Origin of the sequence: Macrococcoides goetzii (genome assembly GCF_002742385.2) — a bacterium.
Lineage (GTDB): Bacteria > Bacillota > Bacilli > Staphylococcales > Staphylococcaceae > Macrococcoides > Macrococcoides goetzii.
The window spans coordinates 1-16,572 of record NZ_MJBI02000006.1 but is presented as its reverse complement, the minus strand read 5'-3'; the positions used below and the strand labels follow the sequence as shown (position 1 = coordinate 16,572).

At 36.1% G+C, this 16,572-nt stretch carries 15 protein-coding genes; 13 read left to right on the top strand and 2 right to left on the bottom strand.

What is annotated here, in order from left to right; genetic code table 11:
- Positions 1 to 73: 73 nt before the first annotated feature.
- The 10 genes from BFS35_RS10855 (at position 74) to BFS35_RS10815 (ending at position 11,063) form a co-directional block, all read left to right on the top strand.
- Positions 74 to 1,480, top strand: a complete 1,407-nt coding sequence (locus tag BFS35_RS10855; protein WP_205757161.1) for an ABC transporter substrate-binding protein/permease — start codon at positions 74 to 76, stop codon at positions 1,478 to 1,480.
- Complete coding sequence (locus tag BFS35_RS10850) at positions 1,473 to 2,195, top strand: amino acid ABC transporter ATP-binding protein (protein ID WP_099577422.1); 723 nt, start codon at positions 1,473 to 1,475, stop codon at positions 2,193 to 2,195. The genes BFS35_RS10855 and BFS35_RS10850 overlap by 8 nt, the downstream gene beginning before the upstream one ends.
- A gap of 155 nt (positions 2,196 to 2,350) precedes the next feature.
- Positions 2,351 to 3,475: a tRNA epoxyqueuosine(34) reductase QueG gene (gene queG / locus BFS35_RS10845; protein ID WP_099577423.1), complete on the top strand. Its 1,125-nt coding sequence runs from the start codon at positions 2,351 to 2,353 to the stop codon at positions 3,473 to 3,475.
- Positions 3,476 to 3,949: a tRNA (uridine(34)/cytosine(34)/5-carboxymethylaminomethyluridine(34)-2'-O)-methyltransferase TrmL gene (gene trmL / locus BFS35_RS10840; protein ID WP_099577424.1), complete on the top strand. Its 474-nt coding sequence runs from the start codon at positions 3,476 to 3,478 to the stop codon at positions 3,947 to 3,949.
- A gap of 12 nt (positions 3,950 to 3,961) precedes the next feature.
- Positions 3,962 to 4,699, top strand: a complete 738-nt coding sequence (gene nfsA / locus BFS35_RS10835) for an oxygen-insensitive NADPH nitroreductase (RefSeq protein WP_099577426.1) — start codon at positions 3,962 to 3,964, stop codon at positions 4,697 to 4,699.
- A 329-nt stretch (positions 4,700 to 5,028) separates the two neighbouring features.
- Positions 5,029 to 5,640, top strand: a complete 612-nt coding sequence (locus tag BFS35_RS10830; protein ID WP_099577428.1) for a sugar phosphate isomerase family — start codon at positions 5,029 to 5,031, stop codon at positions 5,638 to 5,640.
- A 12-nt stretch (positions 5,641 to 5,652) separates the two neighbouring features.
- Complete coding sequence (locus tag BFS35_RS13910) at positions 5,653 to 5,796, top strand: SAS053 family DNA gyrase inhibitor (RefSeq protein WP_165958672.1); 144 nt, start codon at positions 5,653 to 5,655, stop codon at positions 5,794 to 5,796.
- Between the two features lie 109 nt (positions 5,797 to 5,905).
- The gene (gene fumC / locus BFS35_RS10825) at positions 5,906 to 7,291 is read left to right on the top strand and encodes a class II fumarate hydratase (RefSeq protein ID WP_099577430.1); all 1,386 of its coding nucleotides are present in this window, start codon (positions 5,906 to 5,908) and stop codon (positions 7,289 to 7,291) included.
- Positions 7,292 to 7,321: 30 nt separating this feature from the next.
- Complete coding sequence (ppx, locus tag BFS35_RS10820; protein ID WP_099577432.1) at positions 7,322 to 8,854, top strand: exopolyphosphatase; 1,533 nt, start codon at positions 7,322 to 7,324, stop codon at positions 8,852 to 8,854.
- Positions 8,855 to 8,912: 58 nt separating this feature from the next.
- Complete coding sequence (locus BFS35_RS10815; RefSeq protein WP_099577433.1) at positions 8,913 to 11,063, top strand: RNA degradosome polyphosphate kinase; 2,151 nt, start codon at positions 8,913 to 8,915, stop codon at positions 11,061 to 11,063.
- A 76-nt stretch (positions 11,064 to 11,139) separates the two neighbouring features.
- On the opposite strand, the gene BFS35_RS10810 is transcribed toward BFS35_RS10815, so the two are convergent.
- Positions 11,140 to 11,751 carry a nitroreductase family protein gene (locus tag BFS35_RS10810; RefSeq protein ID WP_099577435.1) on the bottom strand — a complete coding sequence of 204 codons (612 nt, stop codon included), beginning with the start codon at positions 11,749 to 11,751 and terminating at the stop codon, positions 11,140 to 11,142.
- A 79-nt stretch (positions 11,752 to 11,830) separates the two neighbouring features.
- On the bottom strand, positions 11,831 to 12,649 hold the full coding sequence (locus BFS35_RS10805) for an RluA family pseudouridine synthase (protein ID WP_099577437.1): 819 nt from the start codon (positions 12,647 to 12,649) through the stop codon (positions 11,831 to 11,833).
- A 123-nt stretch (positions 12,650 to 12,772) separates the two neighbouring features.
- Here BFS35_RS10805 and BFS35_RS10800 point away from each other — a divergent pair, with 123 nt between their 5' ends.
- From BFS35_RS10800 to BFS35_RS10790, 3 genes are read left to right on the top strand one after another with little or no spacing between them, the layout of a single operon-like run.
- Positions 12,773 to 14,314, top strand: a complete 1,542-nt coding sequence (locus tag BFS35_RS10800; RefSeq protein WP_099577439.1) for a bifunctional GNAT family N-acetyltransferase/carbon-nitrogen hydrolase family protein — start codon at positions 12,773 to 12,775, stop codon at positions 14,312 to 14,314.
- 20 nt (positions 14,315 to 14,334) lie between these two features.
- Positions 14,335 to 15,468, top strand: a complete 1,134-nt coding sequence (locus tag BFS35_RS10795; RefSeq protein WP_099577441.1) for a GAF domain-containing sensor histidine kinase — start codon at positions 14,335 to 14,337, stop codon at positions 15,466 to 15,468.
- Positions 15,446 to 16,069, top strand: a complete 624-nt coding sequence (locus BFS35_RS10790; protein ID WP_099577443.1) for a response regulator transcription factor — start codon at positions 15,446 to 15,448, stop codon at positions 16,067 to 16,069. Before BFS35_RS10795 ends, BFS35_RS10790 begins: the two co-directional genes overlap by 23 nt.
- Positions 16,070 to 16,572 lie beyond the last annotated feature (503 nt).

The window sequence follows — 16,572 nt, the reverse complement described above, 5'->3', positions numbered from 1 at the left end:
TAATAAATTTTATCTAAAGGAGGGGAAGTCATTGTCTTTTAAAAAGTTATTAAGTTATCTTATATTGATTGTTATGATTGCAACGATTACACCATTTACGGCTCATGCAAAAATCGATCAATACGATACGATTAAGAAAAACGGTGTGCTGCGCGTCGGATTATCTGCCGATTATGCACCATATGAATTTGAGAAAACGGTTAACGGAAAGCGAGAATATGCAGGTATTGATATCGAACTTTCAAAAAAATTAGCGAAAGATCTTGGTGTTGAATTAAAGATAGTAAATATGCAGTTCGATAGTTTACTTGGTGCTCTAAAGACTGGGAAGATTGACGTAATTATTTCCGGTATGTCACCGACACCTGAACGTAAAAAAGAAGTGGACTTCTCTGACTATTATATGCATGTTCAGCAGCGTATGATTATACAGAAGAAAGATGCAAAAAAGTTAAAATCAATTGAAGATTTCAAAGGTAAAAACATCGGTGTTCAAAAACAAACAACTCAAGAAGAGCTTGCCAAGACTGAAATTCCTGATGCGAACGTTACATCACTGACACGTGTGCCTGAAATTATTATGTCTTTAAATACAGGTAAGATTGATGGCGTTGTATTAGAAGGTCCCGTTGGTGAAGCGTATTTATCACAGAATACAAACTTAGCTTTCTCTGATATGCAGTTTGCTGATGAAAATAAAGGAACGGCAATTGCTTTGCCGAAAGATTCTCCAAAGTTACTTGATGCACTTAATAAAACGATTAAAGAAGTAGAAGATAAAGGATTAATGAAAGGTTATAAAGATAAAGCGAATGAAGCGATGTTTGATGAAGGGTCATTTTTCAGTAAATATGGTTCATTCTTTATTCAAGGTATTGGTGCTACAATCTTAATTTCTTTAATCGGTGTGATTCTCGGATCAATCTTTGGTGGTATTTTAGCCTTTATGAAATTAAGTAAGAATATTATTTTAAAAACATTATCATGGATTTACATTGAGTTTATTCGTGGTACACCATTACTTGTTCAAGTATTTTTAGTTTATTTTGGAACAACAGCAGTACTAGGTATCGACTTATCAGCATTTATTTGTGGTGCAATTGCATTGGTTATTAACTGTGCTGCATATATCGCCGAAATTATTCGTGCAGGTATTAATGCGGTAGATAAAGGTCAAACTGAAGCGGCACGTTCTTTAGGTTTAAGCCATGCCCAGACGATGAATAAAGTTGTGATGCCTCAAGCAATTAAAAATATCTTACCTGCTTTAGGTAATGAATTCGTCACAGTAATTAAAGAATCATCAATCGTATCTGTTATCGGTGTTTCTGAATTGATGTTTAATGCACAGGTTGTTCAAGGGGCATCATTCGATCCATTTACACCATTATTGATCGCCGCAGTTGTGTACTTCATCCTAACATTCGCGCTAAGTCGAGTGATGAATGTATTTGAAAGGAGAATGAGGGTTAGTGATTAAAGTAAATGATTTGCATAAATATTTTGGTAAAGTTGAAGTGTTAAAAGGCATTGATCTTGAAATATCAGAAGGTGAAGTCGTTGCGATTATCGGTCCATCAGGTAGTGGTAAATCAACGTTGTTACGCTGTTTAAATCTACTGGAAACACCGACGAGCGGTGAAATTATATTTGAAGGTAACGCACTCACTGCTAAAGGAACTGATATAAACAAGCTCCGTCAGAAGATGGGCATGGTATTCCAAAGCTTTAATCTCTTCCCGCATAAGACTGCGAAAGAGAACTTAATGCTGGCGCCATCATTACTAGGTAAAGGTAAGAAAAGTGAACTGGAAGCGAAAGCATTAGATTTATTAGCAAAAGTTGGATTATCTGATAGAGCAGACAATTATCCTTCGCAATTATCTGGTGGTCAAAAGCAGCGTGTAGCGATAGCCAGAGCACTTGCAATGGATCCGGATGTCATCTTGTTTGATGAGCCAACGTCTGCACTTGACCCTGAAGTAGTAGGGGATGTATTAGCCGTTATGAAGAAGCTCGCTGAAGAAGGGATGACGATGGTCGTCGTAACCCATGAGATGGGTTTTGCCAGAGAAGTTGCTGACAGAGTTGTATTTATGGATAATGGCGTCGTTCAGGAAGATGCACCACCAGAACAATTATTTAATAACCCTCAAAATGAACGTGCGAAAGCATTTTTATCGAAAGTATTATAATGCTTCGTAAGTATTATTAATTAAAGTAAGAGAGTTGCCATAATCAAATTTGATTGTGGCAGCTTTTTTGTTTTGGATGATGTAATTATTATCTCTTAAAAAGATGTATTTTATGGTAAAATAATAGTCTTATAAAGTGAAAGGGGGAGAGATGGGTGTATCAAAAGTTAAAGCAGGAAATTATTGAATATAGTAAGACGATTGGCATAGATGCCATCGGTTTCACTACAGCAGAACCTTTTGAGTCACTGCGTCCAAAACTGGAAGCATATTATGCAAATAACTATGATTCTGGTTTTGAGAAAGGCACGATTGAAGAACGTATCAACCCTAAGCTTTCTCTCCCTGAAGCACAGTCTATTATTGCGATTGCCGTCGGTTATCCGAATAAGCTACCTAATGCACCGAAGAGTATTCGTGGCGCAAGACGAGGTATTTTCGCACGTGCATCATGGGGAATTGATTATCACACTTTATTAAATAAACGACTCGAACTGCTTGTCGCATTTATTAAAGAGAGAGTTCCTGAAGCACAAACGATGAATATGGTAGATACAGGTGTGCTCAGTGACAGGGCAGTTGCTGAACGTGCGGGTCTCGGCTATGCAGCTAAAAATGGCTTTATCTTAAATAAAGATTTAGGCACATGGACTTATCTTGGCGAAATACTTGTATCGATTCCATTTGAACCCGATCACCCAGTAATAGATTCATGTTTAGATTGTACAATTTGCATTGATCGTTGTCCGACAGGTGCTCTACTAGGTAATGGGCAGCTTGATTCGAATAAATGCATCAGTTTCCTTACCCAGACGAAAGGATTTATGCCGGACGAATATCGTAGTAAGATTGGAAATCGTCTATATGGGTGCGACACGTGTCAGCAAGTGTGTCCGAAGAATCGAGGTATCAATACAACCCATGAGGATATTGAACTGGAACCTGAAAAATTAAAGCCTCTACTCGTTCCTCTACTCAAGATGACGAATAAAACTTTCAAATCAGAATTTGGTCATTTAGCTGGTGCATGGCGCGGTAAGAAACCGATTCAACGTAATGCCATTTTAGCACTCGCTCATTTCAAAGAAATCGATGCAGTACCAGATTTAAAGGAAGTCGCAGAAAGTGATCCTCGACCAGAAATTAAGGGAACAGCTTATTGGGCAATTGGTCAAATAAGTCATGATGAAATTGATTATTTAAAGGCAAGATATGAAAAAGAAACAGATAATGATGTTAAACTAGAAATATTAAAAAGTATAGAAAGTGTGGAAAAATAAATGTCATCAATTAACGTAGTATTATATCAACCGGAAATACCTGCTAACACAGGAAATATCGCTAGAAGTTGTGCAGCAACAGATACGCATCTTCATTTAATTCGTCCACTAGGATTCTCTACGGACGATAAAATGTTACGTCGTGCCGGCTTGGATTACTGGAAATTTGTAAATATCACCTATTACGATAGTATCGAAGAATTCTTTGAAAAGAATGAAGGTCACTATTATTTACTGACGAAGTTTGGTACGAAACCTCATACGACATTCGATTATAGTAACACTGACGAGAAACATTTCTTTATCTTTGGTCGTGAAACAACTGGTTTACCGGACTGGGTTAAAGAAAAATATATGGACACAGCACTGCGCATTCCAATGAACGACAATGTTCGTTCGCTTAATTTATCAAATACAGCAGCAATATTAATCTATGAAGCTTTACGTCAACAAAACTATCCAGGCTTAAACTAAGGAGGTCAAGTGATGAACGATACAATCCAGTTATTACAGAACCATCGCTCAATTCGTAAATTTAAAGATGAAGCGCTCAATCAGGAGACGATTAAGACTTTAGTGCGTGCAGCACAAAGTGCATCGACATCAAGTTATGTCCAGGCATATTCAATTATCGGTATTACTGACCAGCACATTAAGCAGCAACTTAGAGCAATCAGTGGTCAATCTTACGTTGAACATAATGGCCATCTCTTTGTATTCGTGGTTGATTATCATCGTCATCATGGATTAGCAGATCATCTCGAATCAAATGTAGATGATTATTTCGGGACGACAGAATCGCTATTAGTCGGTACGGTAGATGCTGCTTTAGCCAGTCAGAATATGGCAGTCGCAGCTGAAAGTATGGGACTTGGTATTTGTTATATCGGATCATTACGCAATAATATGCAGCGTGTGATAGATTTGCTTAAATTACCGGAATACACGTATCCATTGTTTGGCATGGTTGTCGGTGTACCAGATGACGAAGGTAGTCAGAAAGAAAGATTACCACTGGACGTTGTTTATCATGAGAATACATATCAGCATTTTAACTATGATGATTATAAAGCTTATGATGCGCGCACAAGTGCCTATTATAAAACGCGTACAGCAGGTAAACGTGATGATAAATGGAGTGAACAGGTAATACAGATGCTTGGCGGTAAAGCACGTCTTGATGTAGATGGTGTCGTAAAGCAGCAAGGCTTTCTGAAACAATAAAAATAAGCCGAAGACAATTTGTCTTCGGCTTATTTTGTGATTATTTGTTTAAATCTTCTTCCTTAACACCGTAGCTTGATTCACGACCAGCAGTTAAGATAGCTGTTAGGAAAGCGATACATACCATACCGATTAATAATGTATTCATTGGTAATCCCCCTAGATTTCATTAATAAAACTATTATAACCTATTCAATACACTTTTAAAACCACAAATAGATGTTTGCCTTAATTATTCATAATATTCATATTTATAGTGTTATGGGCTGTCAAAATAGGGTATAGCATATATAATAAAGAATGAGTAAAGATTCTAAGGAGGAATGAACATGGCAATGAATTTTAAAATTTTTGAAGATAAATTAACCGTATCGAACTACGTTGCTGATTTATTTAGAAAACAGATGAACAATAATCCAACTTCAATTATCGCTACTGCGTTAGGTGATGAAGCTGGTCACGTCATTGCAGAATTAAAGGCTGATACAGCACGTAATCCTGTTGAGACGAGTCAAATTCATATCTTTGATTATGATAAATTACGTGGCGACTATGGTACTGTTGGTATCGTTGATAAACAATACCATGAAGCAACAGGTAAAGATATTATGGAATTGATTAAAGACGAAGCGAAGACTAAAGAGAATAAAGGGAAATTAACAACTTTATTTGCTACGATTACTCAAGATGGCTCTGTCGGTTATAAAGAGATTAATCAGGATAACGATAAAGGATTACGTTCAGCACGTGAAATTATTATCGTATTAACAGGCGCAGACAAAGCTTCAATCGTTGAAAAGCTATACAATACTGAAGCGGGCGGCAACTTTGAAGCAGCGAATTTAAAAACACACCGTATGGTCAATGTGATTTTAGATGATGCAGCAGCCGCTGGATTGCCTCAAGATATACGTGAATACTACTTCCAAAAATTTGCGTAAAGGAATGATTATATGTCAACATCACATGATAATAAAAATGAAATGGTTACTGATTTCGACGACGTTGTAGAGTTAGGTAAAGAGATGGAACAAATTTCTGAACAAAACGCTGAAGCACGAGAAGAAGGTCAGGAACAAGAGGATGATCCTCAATAACTATTGAACAGTACATAATGATTTATGTACTGTATTTTTTTATTAATTAATGAATGTAAGCGTTATTTAATGTAAAATATAAGTATCAATAGATAAGGGGAGATAGTTAATGTCATTTAGAATTGAACATGATACATTTGGAGAAATCGAAGTACCATCAGATAAATATTGGGGTGCACAAACTGAACGTAGTAAACAAAACTTTCCAGTAGGAAAAGAAAAGATGCCAATCGAAGTTGTTTACGGATTTGCTCATCTTAAAAAAGCGGCAGCAATTGTCAACAAAGATTTAGGTAAATTATCAGCTGAGAAGTCAGATGCCATCGTAAAAGCATGTGATGATGTATTATCTGGAAAATTAGATGAACATTTTCCGTTAGTTGTATGGCAAACTGGTTCAGGTACGCAAAGTAACATGAACGTGAACGAAGTTGTAGCCTACGTTGCAAATATGTACTTGAAAGAATCAGGTAGCACAGAATCAGTTCATCCAAATGATGATGTGAATAAATCTCAATCATCGAACGATACTTATCCAACAGCAATGCATGTATCACTTTTCCATGAAATCGAAGCGAAATTAATGCCGGCATTAAATACACTTCGCAATACATTAAAAGAAAAAGAAGAAAAGTTTGCTGATATCATTAAGATTGGTCGTACACATTTACAGGATGCAACGCCATTAACTTTAGGACAAGAAATTTCTGGCTGGCGTTATATGCTTGATAAATGTGAAGCATTATTAAACCTATCTAAAAAAGAATTATTGAATTTAGCAATCGGGGGTACCGCCGTTGGTACTGGCATTAACGCACATCCTGAGTTTGGTGATCGCGTTGCTAAACAGATTGGTGTACAAACGGGTTATGATTTCATATCATCACCAAATAAATTCCATGCATTAACAGCGCATGATGAAGTGACATTTGTTCATGGCGCATTAAAAGCGCTTGCTGCAGATTTAATGAAGATTGCTAACGATGTACGCTGGTTATCATCTGGTCCACGTGCAGGTCTTGCTGAATTATCAATTCCTGAAAATGAACCGGGTTCTTCAATCATGCCTGGTAAAGTAAACCCTACACAATCTGAAATGCTGACGATGGTTGCTGTTCAGGTAATGGGTAATGACGCTGCAGTTGGTATTGCAGCAAGTCAAGGTAACTTTGAACTGAATGTATTTAAACCGGTTATTATGTATAACACATTACAATCAATCTATCTTTTAGCAGACGGTATGAATTCATTTAATGATAACTGTGCGGTTGGTATCGAGCCGATTGAAGAAAATATTCACAACTATTTAAATCAATCATTAATGTTAGTAACAGCTTTAAACCCTCATATCGGTTATGAAAAAGCAGCGCATATCGCAAAAACTGCACATAAAGAAGGTTTAACTTTAAAAGAATCAGCAATAAACTCAGGATTCTTAACAGAAGAGCAATTTGATGAGTGGATTAAACCTGAAAAAATGATTCATCCAAAATAAAATGTTTTAATCTGAAAGGGCAGGTCAGTTATGAAAAGATTAGGTTTAGTAGATATCGGATCAAATACAATCCGTTTAGTTATTTTTGAATACTCAAAAGAAACAGGATTACAGGAATTACAGAATATAAAAACACCTGCACGATTATATCAGTTTTTAAACAACGAAAAAGTTATGTCAGAACGTGGTATTGAAGTATTATGTGACACGTTAAATAGTTTTCAGAAAGTTGCACAAAAGTTTGATGTCCATGCTTTATATCCAGTTGCAACAGCTGCCGTACGACAAGCAACAAACATCGAAGAAGTAATCGATAAAGTAAAAGAAAAAACAGGCATAGAGATGCGTATTATTTCTGAAAAAGAAGAAGCATTTTTTGGATTCTATGCAGTCATTAATACTTTAGATTACTCGGATGGTGTCACAGTTGATATCGGTGGAGGAAGTACAGAAGTTACATTCTTTGAGGATAAAGAATTAAAATTTTCACATAGTTTTCCTTTCGGTGTCGTAACGCTTCAAAATATGTTTTTTGAAGGTAAGGCACATAACGATAAAGATGCGATAGAAGCAGCGGCAAAGTATATTCAGGAACAGCTGAGAAGTTTGCGATGGCTTGAGAAACGCCGTGTTCCAATTATAGCGATTGGTGGATCAGCACGTAATATTGCGAGAATCCATCAGTCATTAACAGAATATCCTATCGCAGGGGTACATGGCTATGCGATGAAAGAATCGGATCTTGATTTGGTATTTGATAACCTTACTGCAGCATCTGAAGATGACTTAGAAGATCTGGATGGATTAAGCAGAGACCGACAGGATATTATTATCCCTTCATGTGTATTATTTAATACATTATTTGATGAAGTAGAAGCGACTGAATTTATCTTCTCACGTAAAGGGTTACGTGAAGGTGTTATCATGAGCATTCTTGAAGAGGAGTATGTATTACCGTTCGATAAAGACAATGTCTTTAAAGACTCGTTAAAAAACTTAGCAACGGACTATAACATTAACCAGGAAGAAGCGAACCAACGTGTAATGATTGCCGAGACGCTCTATTATGAATTAGATAAGTTTGAACTGATTAAAGGTAATAAGCGTGACAAAGCATTCTTAAGAAATGCAGCGTATCTTTATTATTTAGGAAGTTACATCGATTCAGATGCCTCAAGTCAACATACGTACTATATTCTTTCAAACTCTAGCTTAAATGGTATCAGCCATAAAAATAGGGTGAAACTTGCATTACTTGCCAGCTTTAAAAATAAATCGTTACTTAAGTTTTATGAAGATGAAACGAAATGGTTTAATAGCGAAGAGCGAGAAACAATTCAAATGCTTGGCAGTATACTGAAATTCGCTTATGCATTAAATATTAGTAATACAAATATCGTTAAAGCTTTGTATTTTGAGAAAAAAGAAGCACACTTTGATTTAGTGATTGAGTACTCTGGCGATGCGATTGCTGAAGAATATCAGGCTGAAAGACAGAAGAAACATATCGAGAAAATAATAAAGTCAAAACTTAATCTCATTTTTACAGAATCTTTACAATAGTTAGGTATAACTAATATAGACTGTAAATTAATATACAATAAAAGTGGATGTGACGATAATGGAAAAATTAGATTTAAACAACAAGGCATTTTATAACAACAGAGAAGTAAGTTGGGTAGGTTTTAATCGTCGTGTAATTGAGGAAGCTTTTGATAAGAAAAATCCATTACTAGAACGTCTTAAATTTTTAGCAATTGCAAGTTCAAATGCTGATGAATTTTTTATGGTGCGTGTAGGTGGCCTTAAAGATCAGGTCGCGATGAACTTTAATGAACCTGAAAATAAAACACAGTTAACACCAACGGAACAATTAGTAGCAATTGATGCAGCTAATCGTGAAAACGTTAAATTACAATATGAACAATACAAAGCTTTGATTCAGGAGTTAGAAGGATATCAGGTTTTCTTTAAAGCAATTGATGAGTTGTCTCCTGAGAACTATCAAATCATTGAACAAAAGTTTAACTTTGAAATTTTACCGACGTTGACTCCACTTGGTATCGACGCTTACAGACCTTTTCCTAAATTATCAAACAAGTCATTAAATATATTCGTAGATGTAGAAACTGATGCTGGTGAAAAGAAATCTGCGATTGTTCAGATTCCAGCGTTATTAAATCGTATTATTCAGCTTGAAAATGGTGAACGTACAATCTTCGTATTATTAGAAGATGTGATTAATCATTTCATCGATAAGTTATTCTTTGGTTATAAAGTCATTCGTACATTTACGTTCAGAATTACAAGAAACGCAGATTTAACGATTCATGAAGATGGTGCGGAAGATTTATTAATTGAAATTGAAAAATTCTTAAAGAAACGTAAAAGTGGCGCTGCTGTTCGTTTAGAAATCGATACGCGCCATGATACGTCAATTAACGGTTCTTTCTTAATGAATGAATTAGAGATTGAAGCACGTGATATCTATAAGTTAGATGGACCACTTGATTTAACAATGTTATTCCAGTTAGCAGGAATGATAGAGAAGAAATATCCACAGCTAGCGTTTAAACCATTTGAAGCGGCACCACCGAAATATTTAAATGGTGGTAATGTTTATGAAGAAGCGCAGAAACATGATATCTTCTTCCATCATCCATATGAGTCATTCCAACCAATTGTTGACTTTATTAAACAAGCTTCTGAAGATCCTAATACGTTAGCAATTAAACAGACGTTATATCGTGTATCAAGTGATTCACCTATCATTGATGCATTGAAGAATGCAGCTGAAGCTGGTAAACAAGTAACAGTGCTTGTTGAGTTGAAAGCGCGATTTGATGAAGAGAATAATGTGCACTGGGCGCGTATGCTTGAAGAAGCGGGATGTCATGTAATTTATGGTATGACCCACTTAAAAACGCACTCTAAAATTACTTTAGTCGTGAAAAAAGAAGGTGACGAAGTAGTACCTTATGTACATTTAGGTACAGGTAACTATAACGATAAAACTGCTAAAATCTACACTGATATGGGTATTATCACAACGAATAAAGAAATTGGTCAGGATGCGATGAATTTCTTTAACTATTTAAGTGGTTATTCAGAAAAACCAACATATAAGAAATTACATGTCGCACCATTTGAAATTCGCGATGAATTTGTTGAACATATCAATCAGGAAATTGATTTTCATAAAGAATTTGGTAATGGCTTAATTATCGCCAAGATGAATTCATTAACTGATAAGACAGTTATTAAGAAATTATATGAGGCAAGTCAGGCTGGCGTAAAAGTTAAGTTAATCATTCGTGGAATTTGTTGTTTACGTCCTGGTATCCCAGGTATTAGTGAAAACATTCGTGTAATCAGTATTGTTGGTAGATTCCTTGAGCATTCTAGAATTTATTACTTCTATCATAACGGTGAAGAAAAGATGTATCTATCTTCTGCAGATATGATGACACGTAACATGATTAAACGTGTAGAGATTTTATTCCCAATCTTAGATCCAAAGATTGTGAACGAACTAAAAGAAATTTTAGAGCTACAGCTTAATGATAACCAAAAAGCTCGTGAGCAGGATGCGAGTGGTGTATATCATTATGTACGTAATAATCAGAATGCTGTAAATTCACAGGAAGAACTTGTGAATCAGGCAGAAAATTATAAACGTACATTGGTGAAGCCTAAAGTTACTGAGCCTCAGCCGGTAATGAGTAAACGTGCCAAATTATTAGGATTTGTCAGAAATCGTCTGAAGAAATAAGAAAAAAAGCGAGCCATTTCGTATGATTTCATACGAAATGGCTCATTTTTTATTTTACATTGATATTTAGGATGATTTAAACAAACTTCGTAACACTATTAATATTGCGACGCTCACTTGTTCTAGGTTCTTTTAACGTTTTACCGATAGTAATAATCAGTGCAGGTACATATCTTTCATCGATATTAAACGCTTCTTGTATACCGGTACGATTAAATCCGCCAATGGCACATGTACCTAAATCGTTAAGCGTTGCAAAATTCATCACTTGCATTGCCGGAAATGCAGAGTTCATAATTGCTGCCTCATATGCATATGCTTCATTTTGATAGACACCGTTTACTTGACCGGCAATCGTATCTTTAATTTCCTGAGTCATCGTACCTGCTTCAATGGCAGGGTCAAATACTGTATCGATATTTTTATTCGCTTCTTTATCACCTAATATAATAATCGTTGCACTCGAATCTTTCACTTGAGCCTGATTGTATGCTAGTGGTAATAACTTTGCTTTCGCTTCGTCGCTATGCACAACAAGAAATTCCCAATGTTGCAGGTTCCATGCTGAAGGAGCCTGATTAGCAGCTTCTAATATTTCAAGCAATGCTTCTTCTGACATTTTATATTCAGGGTCATAAACTTTGACCGCTTTACGTGTTAATAACTTATGCTGTATTGCATTTTCCATGATGCGCCTCCTAAAAATAAATAAAGATTTATATGATTATTATCATATAAATCTTTAATATATTATGCAATTGAACTGCTTAATCAAGTATTGCAGTAATCTTTTCCTGAGTAAGTGGATGGATAAATTCCAGCTTGTAACTTTCAAGCGCAAGCTGTCGCAAGTTAGAATCACTGTACAGTGGATCACCAAGCACAGGATAACCGATTGCTGCAAGATGCACACGAATTTGATGTGTACGACCCGTTTCTAATGTCAATTCAACTTCTGCGATGCCATCACCTAAAGCTTTTGAATCAACAATATGTGTTACTGCACGATCACCTGTTTGTGAAACACGACGTTTATTTGGATGAAACTTATCTTTACCGATTGGTAGATCGATTGTTTGTTTCTTAAGTGGAAGATGACTTTTAACTTTGGCACGATAAGTACGTGTGATTTCTCGTTCTTCAAGCATACGGTCGAGTATCTTTTTGATGAAAGGATTTTTAGCAACAAGTAATAATCCTACCGTTTCCTGATCGAGGCGGTGTACCGGTTCTACGTATGCTGAGTCTAACGTGTAGATGGCATGGTTGAGCAATGTATTAGATTCAGCCATATCATTAGGATGCGTTTTCACACCTTTAGGCTTTACAAGGATTGCTAAATGCTCATCTTCATATTTTACTTCACAAAGACGATAACTTGATTTGTATGCACTTTTTTCTTCACTGATTGGTAAGTATAACTGATCACCTTCAGAAAGTTTGCTTCTTAATGTAGCAGTCTCACCATTGATCGTGATATCCTTTGACATTCTGAATTCATGCATCGGTTTTTTAGGAATGTGTAAAGCTTTTAACATTTCTTCAATCGTTAAAGTATCCCATTCTTTAGTAATATTTATAATCATAATTTTTCTCCTAAATCGTATTTAAGTCGTATAATAATAGGGTAATATTTAATATCATATTAAAATTTATATAAATCATCATTCGCTTATATACTATTATAGATGAATTAAAGGAGAATTTACATGACTGAAGAAATTAATTTAGACAAATTTAATAAATCGATTGAAGCAAGACAAATGACATTTGATGATATCGATGAAATTATAGCACTACAAAAAATTTGTTTCCCAGGTATGGAACCGTGGGAAAGAGCACATTTAGAATCACATCTTAACCTGTTTCCACGTGGACAGATGGTTATTGAATATGAAGAGAAAATTATCGGATCATGTTCAAGTTTGATCATTAACTTTGATGAATATGATGATAAACATACCTGGAATGATATTACGGATTCTGGATATATTACAAATCATAATGATAATGGACATAACTTATATGGCATTGAAGTAATGGTTCATCCAGATTATCGTGGTATGCGTGTTGGACAACGTTTATATGAAGCACGCCGTGAAATCGCTTATGAACTTAACTTAAAATCAATCATTATCGGAGGACGTATTCCGAATTATCATCAATATCAGGATGAATTAACACCGCGTGAATATGTCAATGATGTGATGAAACGTAAAATTAAGGATCCAGTACTTACATTCCAGTTTATGAACGGATTTACTTTGATGCGTATTAATCCGAACTATTTAAAAGACGATGTGAAAAGCAGTAAGTACGCAACGTTAATGGAATGGAACAACCCTGATTTCGTTGCTAAATCTAACCTACATTTCAGAACAAGTTATCCGGTACGAATCTGTACAGTTAACTACATGATGCGAAAAATTGATTCATTTGAGGAGTTTGCGAACCAAATTGAATATTTCGTTGATGTAGCATATGATGCAGGCAGTGACTTTGTTGTCTTCCCGGAATTATTAACGACACAGCTGATGAGTTTTGATGAGAAGAGAAATCCAGCAGAATCTATCCGTCAGTTGACAAAATATACGGAACAATATATTGAAATGTTTAATGACTTTGCAATGCGATATAATATTAATATTATTGGCGGCAGTCACTTCGTTGAAGAAAATGATGATATTTATAATATTTCATACTTATTTAGACGCGACGGATCAATTGAAAAGCAATATAAAATTCATGTTACGCCAAATGAACGCAGATGGTGGGGTATTTCACCTGGTAAGAAGGTGGAAGTATTTGATACAGATTGTGGTAAGATTGCGATTCAAATCTGTTACGATAGTGAGTTCCCGGAGATGGCACGTATTGCGACTGAGAAGGGTGCTAAAATAATATTCACACCATTCTCAACTGAAGACAGACAAAGTTATCTGCGTGTGAAATATTGCTCAATGGCACGTGCGATAGAAAATCAAATCTATACTGTTACGAGTGGTACATGTGGTAACTTACCGCAAACTGAAAATATGGATATTCAGTATTCTGCTTCTGGTATCTATACACCAAGTGACTTTGGATTTGCACGTGATGGTATCGTCGGTGAAACGGGTGAAAATGATGAGATGGTTATGATCGGTGATGTTGACTTAGAAGTATTACGTCGTGGTCGAGAAGACGGTACTGTCCGTCAGTTACGTGATAGAAGACATGATTTATACCGCGTTGAATACAGACGTGACTAATATAAAAGAATGGTGTGCTTATGAAGAATAGTACGTTACTTTTAAAAGAAATTGCTGAATTTTTAAATGAAGAGACAGAAGTATATTCTATGATGAATGGTGCCCTTGACCGATTGGTTAAGGGGACCAATTTTTCTACTGGATGGATATTCTTTATCGATGAAGACGGGACCCATACGTTGGCATCTGAATATGGATTGCCGGATGCTTTGCTCATGGATGATTGTCGTTATATGACAGAAGGACCGTGCTGGTGTGTATCGCGATATCATCAGAAGAAGTTAACGAAAGCAAGTAATATTATTACATGTTCACGAATTGTAAAAGCAAATAAACAATATAGTGATAAGACCGGTGGCATTACACACCATGCAACAGTGCCACTTCAATCAGGTGATGAAAGATTTGGATTATTAAATGTAGCGACACCGAACACTAAAATTTATTCAGAAGAAGATCTCGCCTTATTAGAGTCTGTGGCCTTCCAAATCGGTAGTGCAATCAAACGTATCTATCTTACTGAGAAAGCACGAGAGACTGCATTACAAGAAGAACGAAATAGACTCGCTCGTGATTTGCATGACTCAGTTAACCAGATGCTATTTTCATTAAAGCTCACTGCACACGCAGCAGGGACGATGAGTAAGGACGAGCAATCTATTCAAGCGTTTCAGATGATAGAATCAACCAGTCAGGATGCTGTCAACGAAATGCGCGCATTAATCTGGCAGTTGAAACCAGTGGGATTAGAGCAGGGACTGGTTGAAGCTGTAAAGAACTACGCAGAAGTGTTAGGATTAGATGTAACGATTAAAGTAACTGGTCTACTCAATCTGGAAAGTAAAGTAGAACATACAATCTTCAGAATAATCCAGGAAGCAATGAATAATGTTAAGAAACATGCTCAAACAGATGCAGTATCTATTCATTTATCGCAGAAAAGTGAACAGTTTATAATGAAGATAGAAGACAAAGGTAAAGGATTTAAAGTAAGTTCAGCAAAAACTTTACCGACGCATGGTCTAAAGAACATACTGCAACGTAGCAATGAAATAGGCGCAGAAGTTAGTATGAAAAGTGAAGAAAATGTCGGAACAATAATAGAACTTTTTTATCCGAAAGGACAACAACATGAAAATAATAATCGTAGATGATCATCATATTGTGAGACAAGGATTACAATTTTTACTATCAACAGAAGCAGACTTTGATGTCGTTGCTGATTTCAGCGATGGCAGTGAAGTTGTGTCATATCTTAAAGAACATGATAAGCCGGATTTAATTATTATGGATTTAGTGATGCCTAACATGGATGGCATAGAAACAACTAAAGCCATTAAAAACAGCTATCCGGAAGTGAAAGTACTTGTATTATCCAGTTTCGTGGATGAAGAGCATGTAATGGGTGTGATAGATGCAGGAGCAGATGGCTATGAAATGAAGGACAGTGAACCTGATGTTTTGATTCACACGATCAAACAGGTACTATCTGGCGCTCAGGCGTTCCATCCGAGTGTAGAAGCATATAAAGAATCCGGGCAAAATTTGCCGCATATTAAAAATCCATTATCTAAGCGTGAATTAGAAGTATTAGCTGAAATGTCGAAAGGCTTAACCAATAAAGAGATAGCAGAAGAGCTATTTGTATCAGAGAAGACAGTTAAAACGCATGTCAGTCATATCTTTGCAAAACTTGAAGTGAAGGATCGTACACAAGCATCGATGTATGGTGCAAAGTATAATTTGTATAAGTAGATATGCATGAGGATGGATTGTTTTATGGATCGATGTCGATGTGTCCAATAAAGGTGAGATATTGGACACGTAATGAGAGAAACAGCGGAAATCGAAGTCAAGTGCGTCTTGTCCGATAAAAGTGATATATCGGACAAGTTGAGAGAGAAATAGGGTAAATCGAAGACGTCTTGTCCGATAAAACTGATATATCGGACAAGTTGAGAGCAGAATAGCGTAAATCGAAGACGTCTTGTCCGATAAAACTGATATATCGGACAAGTTGAGAGCAGAATAGCATAAATCGAAGACGTCTTGTCCGATAAAACTATATATCGGACACGTTGAGAGCAAAATAGCGTAAATCAAGGACGTCTTGTCCGATAAAACTGATATATCGGACACGTTGAGAGCAAATAGCGTAAATCAAGGACGTCTTGTCCGATAAAAGTGATATATCGGACATGATTGAGAGCAGAATAGCATAATCGAAGACGTCTTGTCCGATAAAAGATGAGTATATC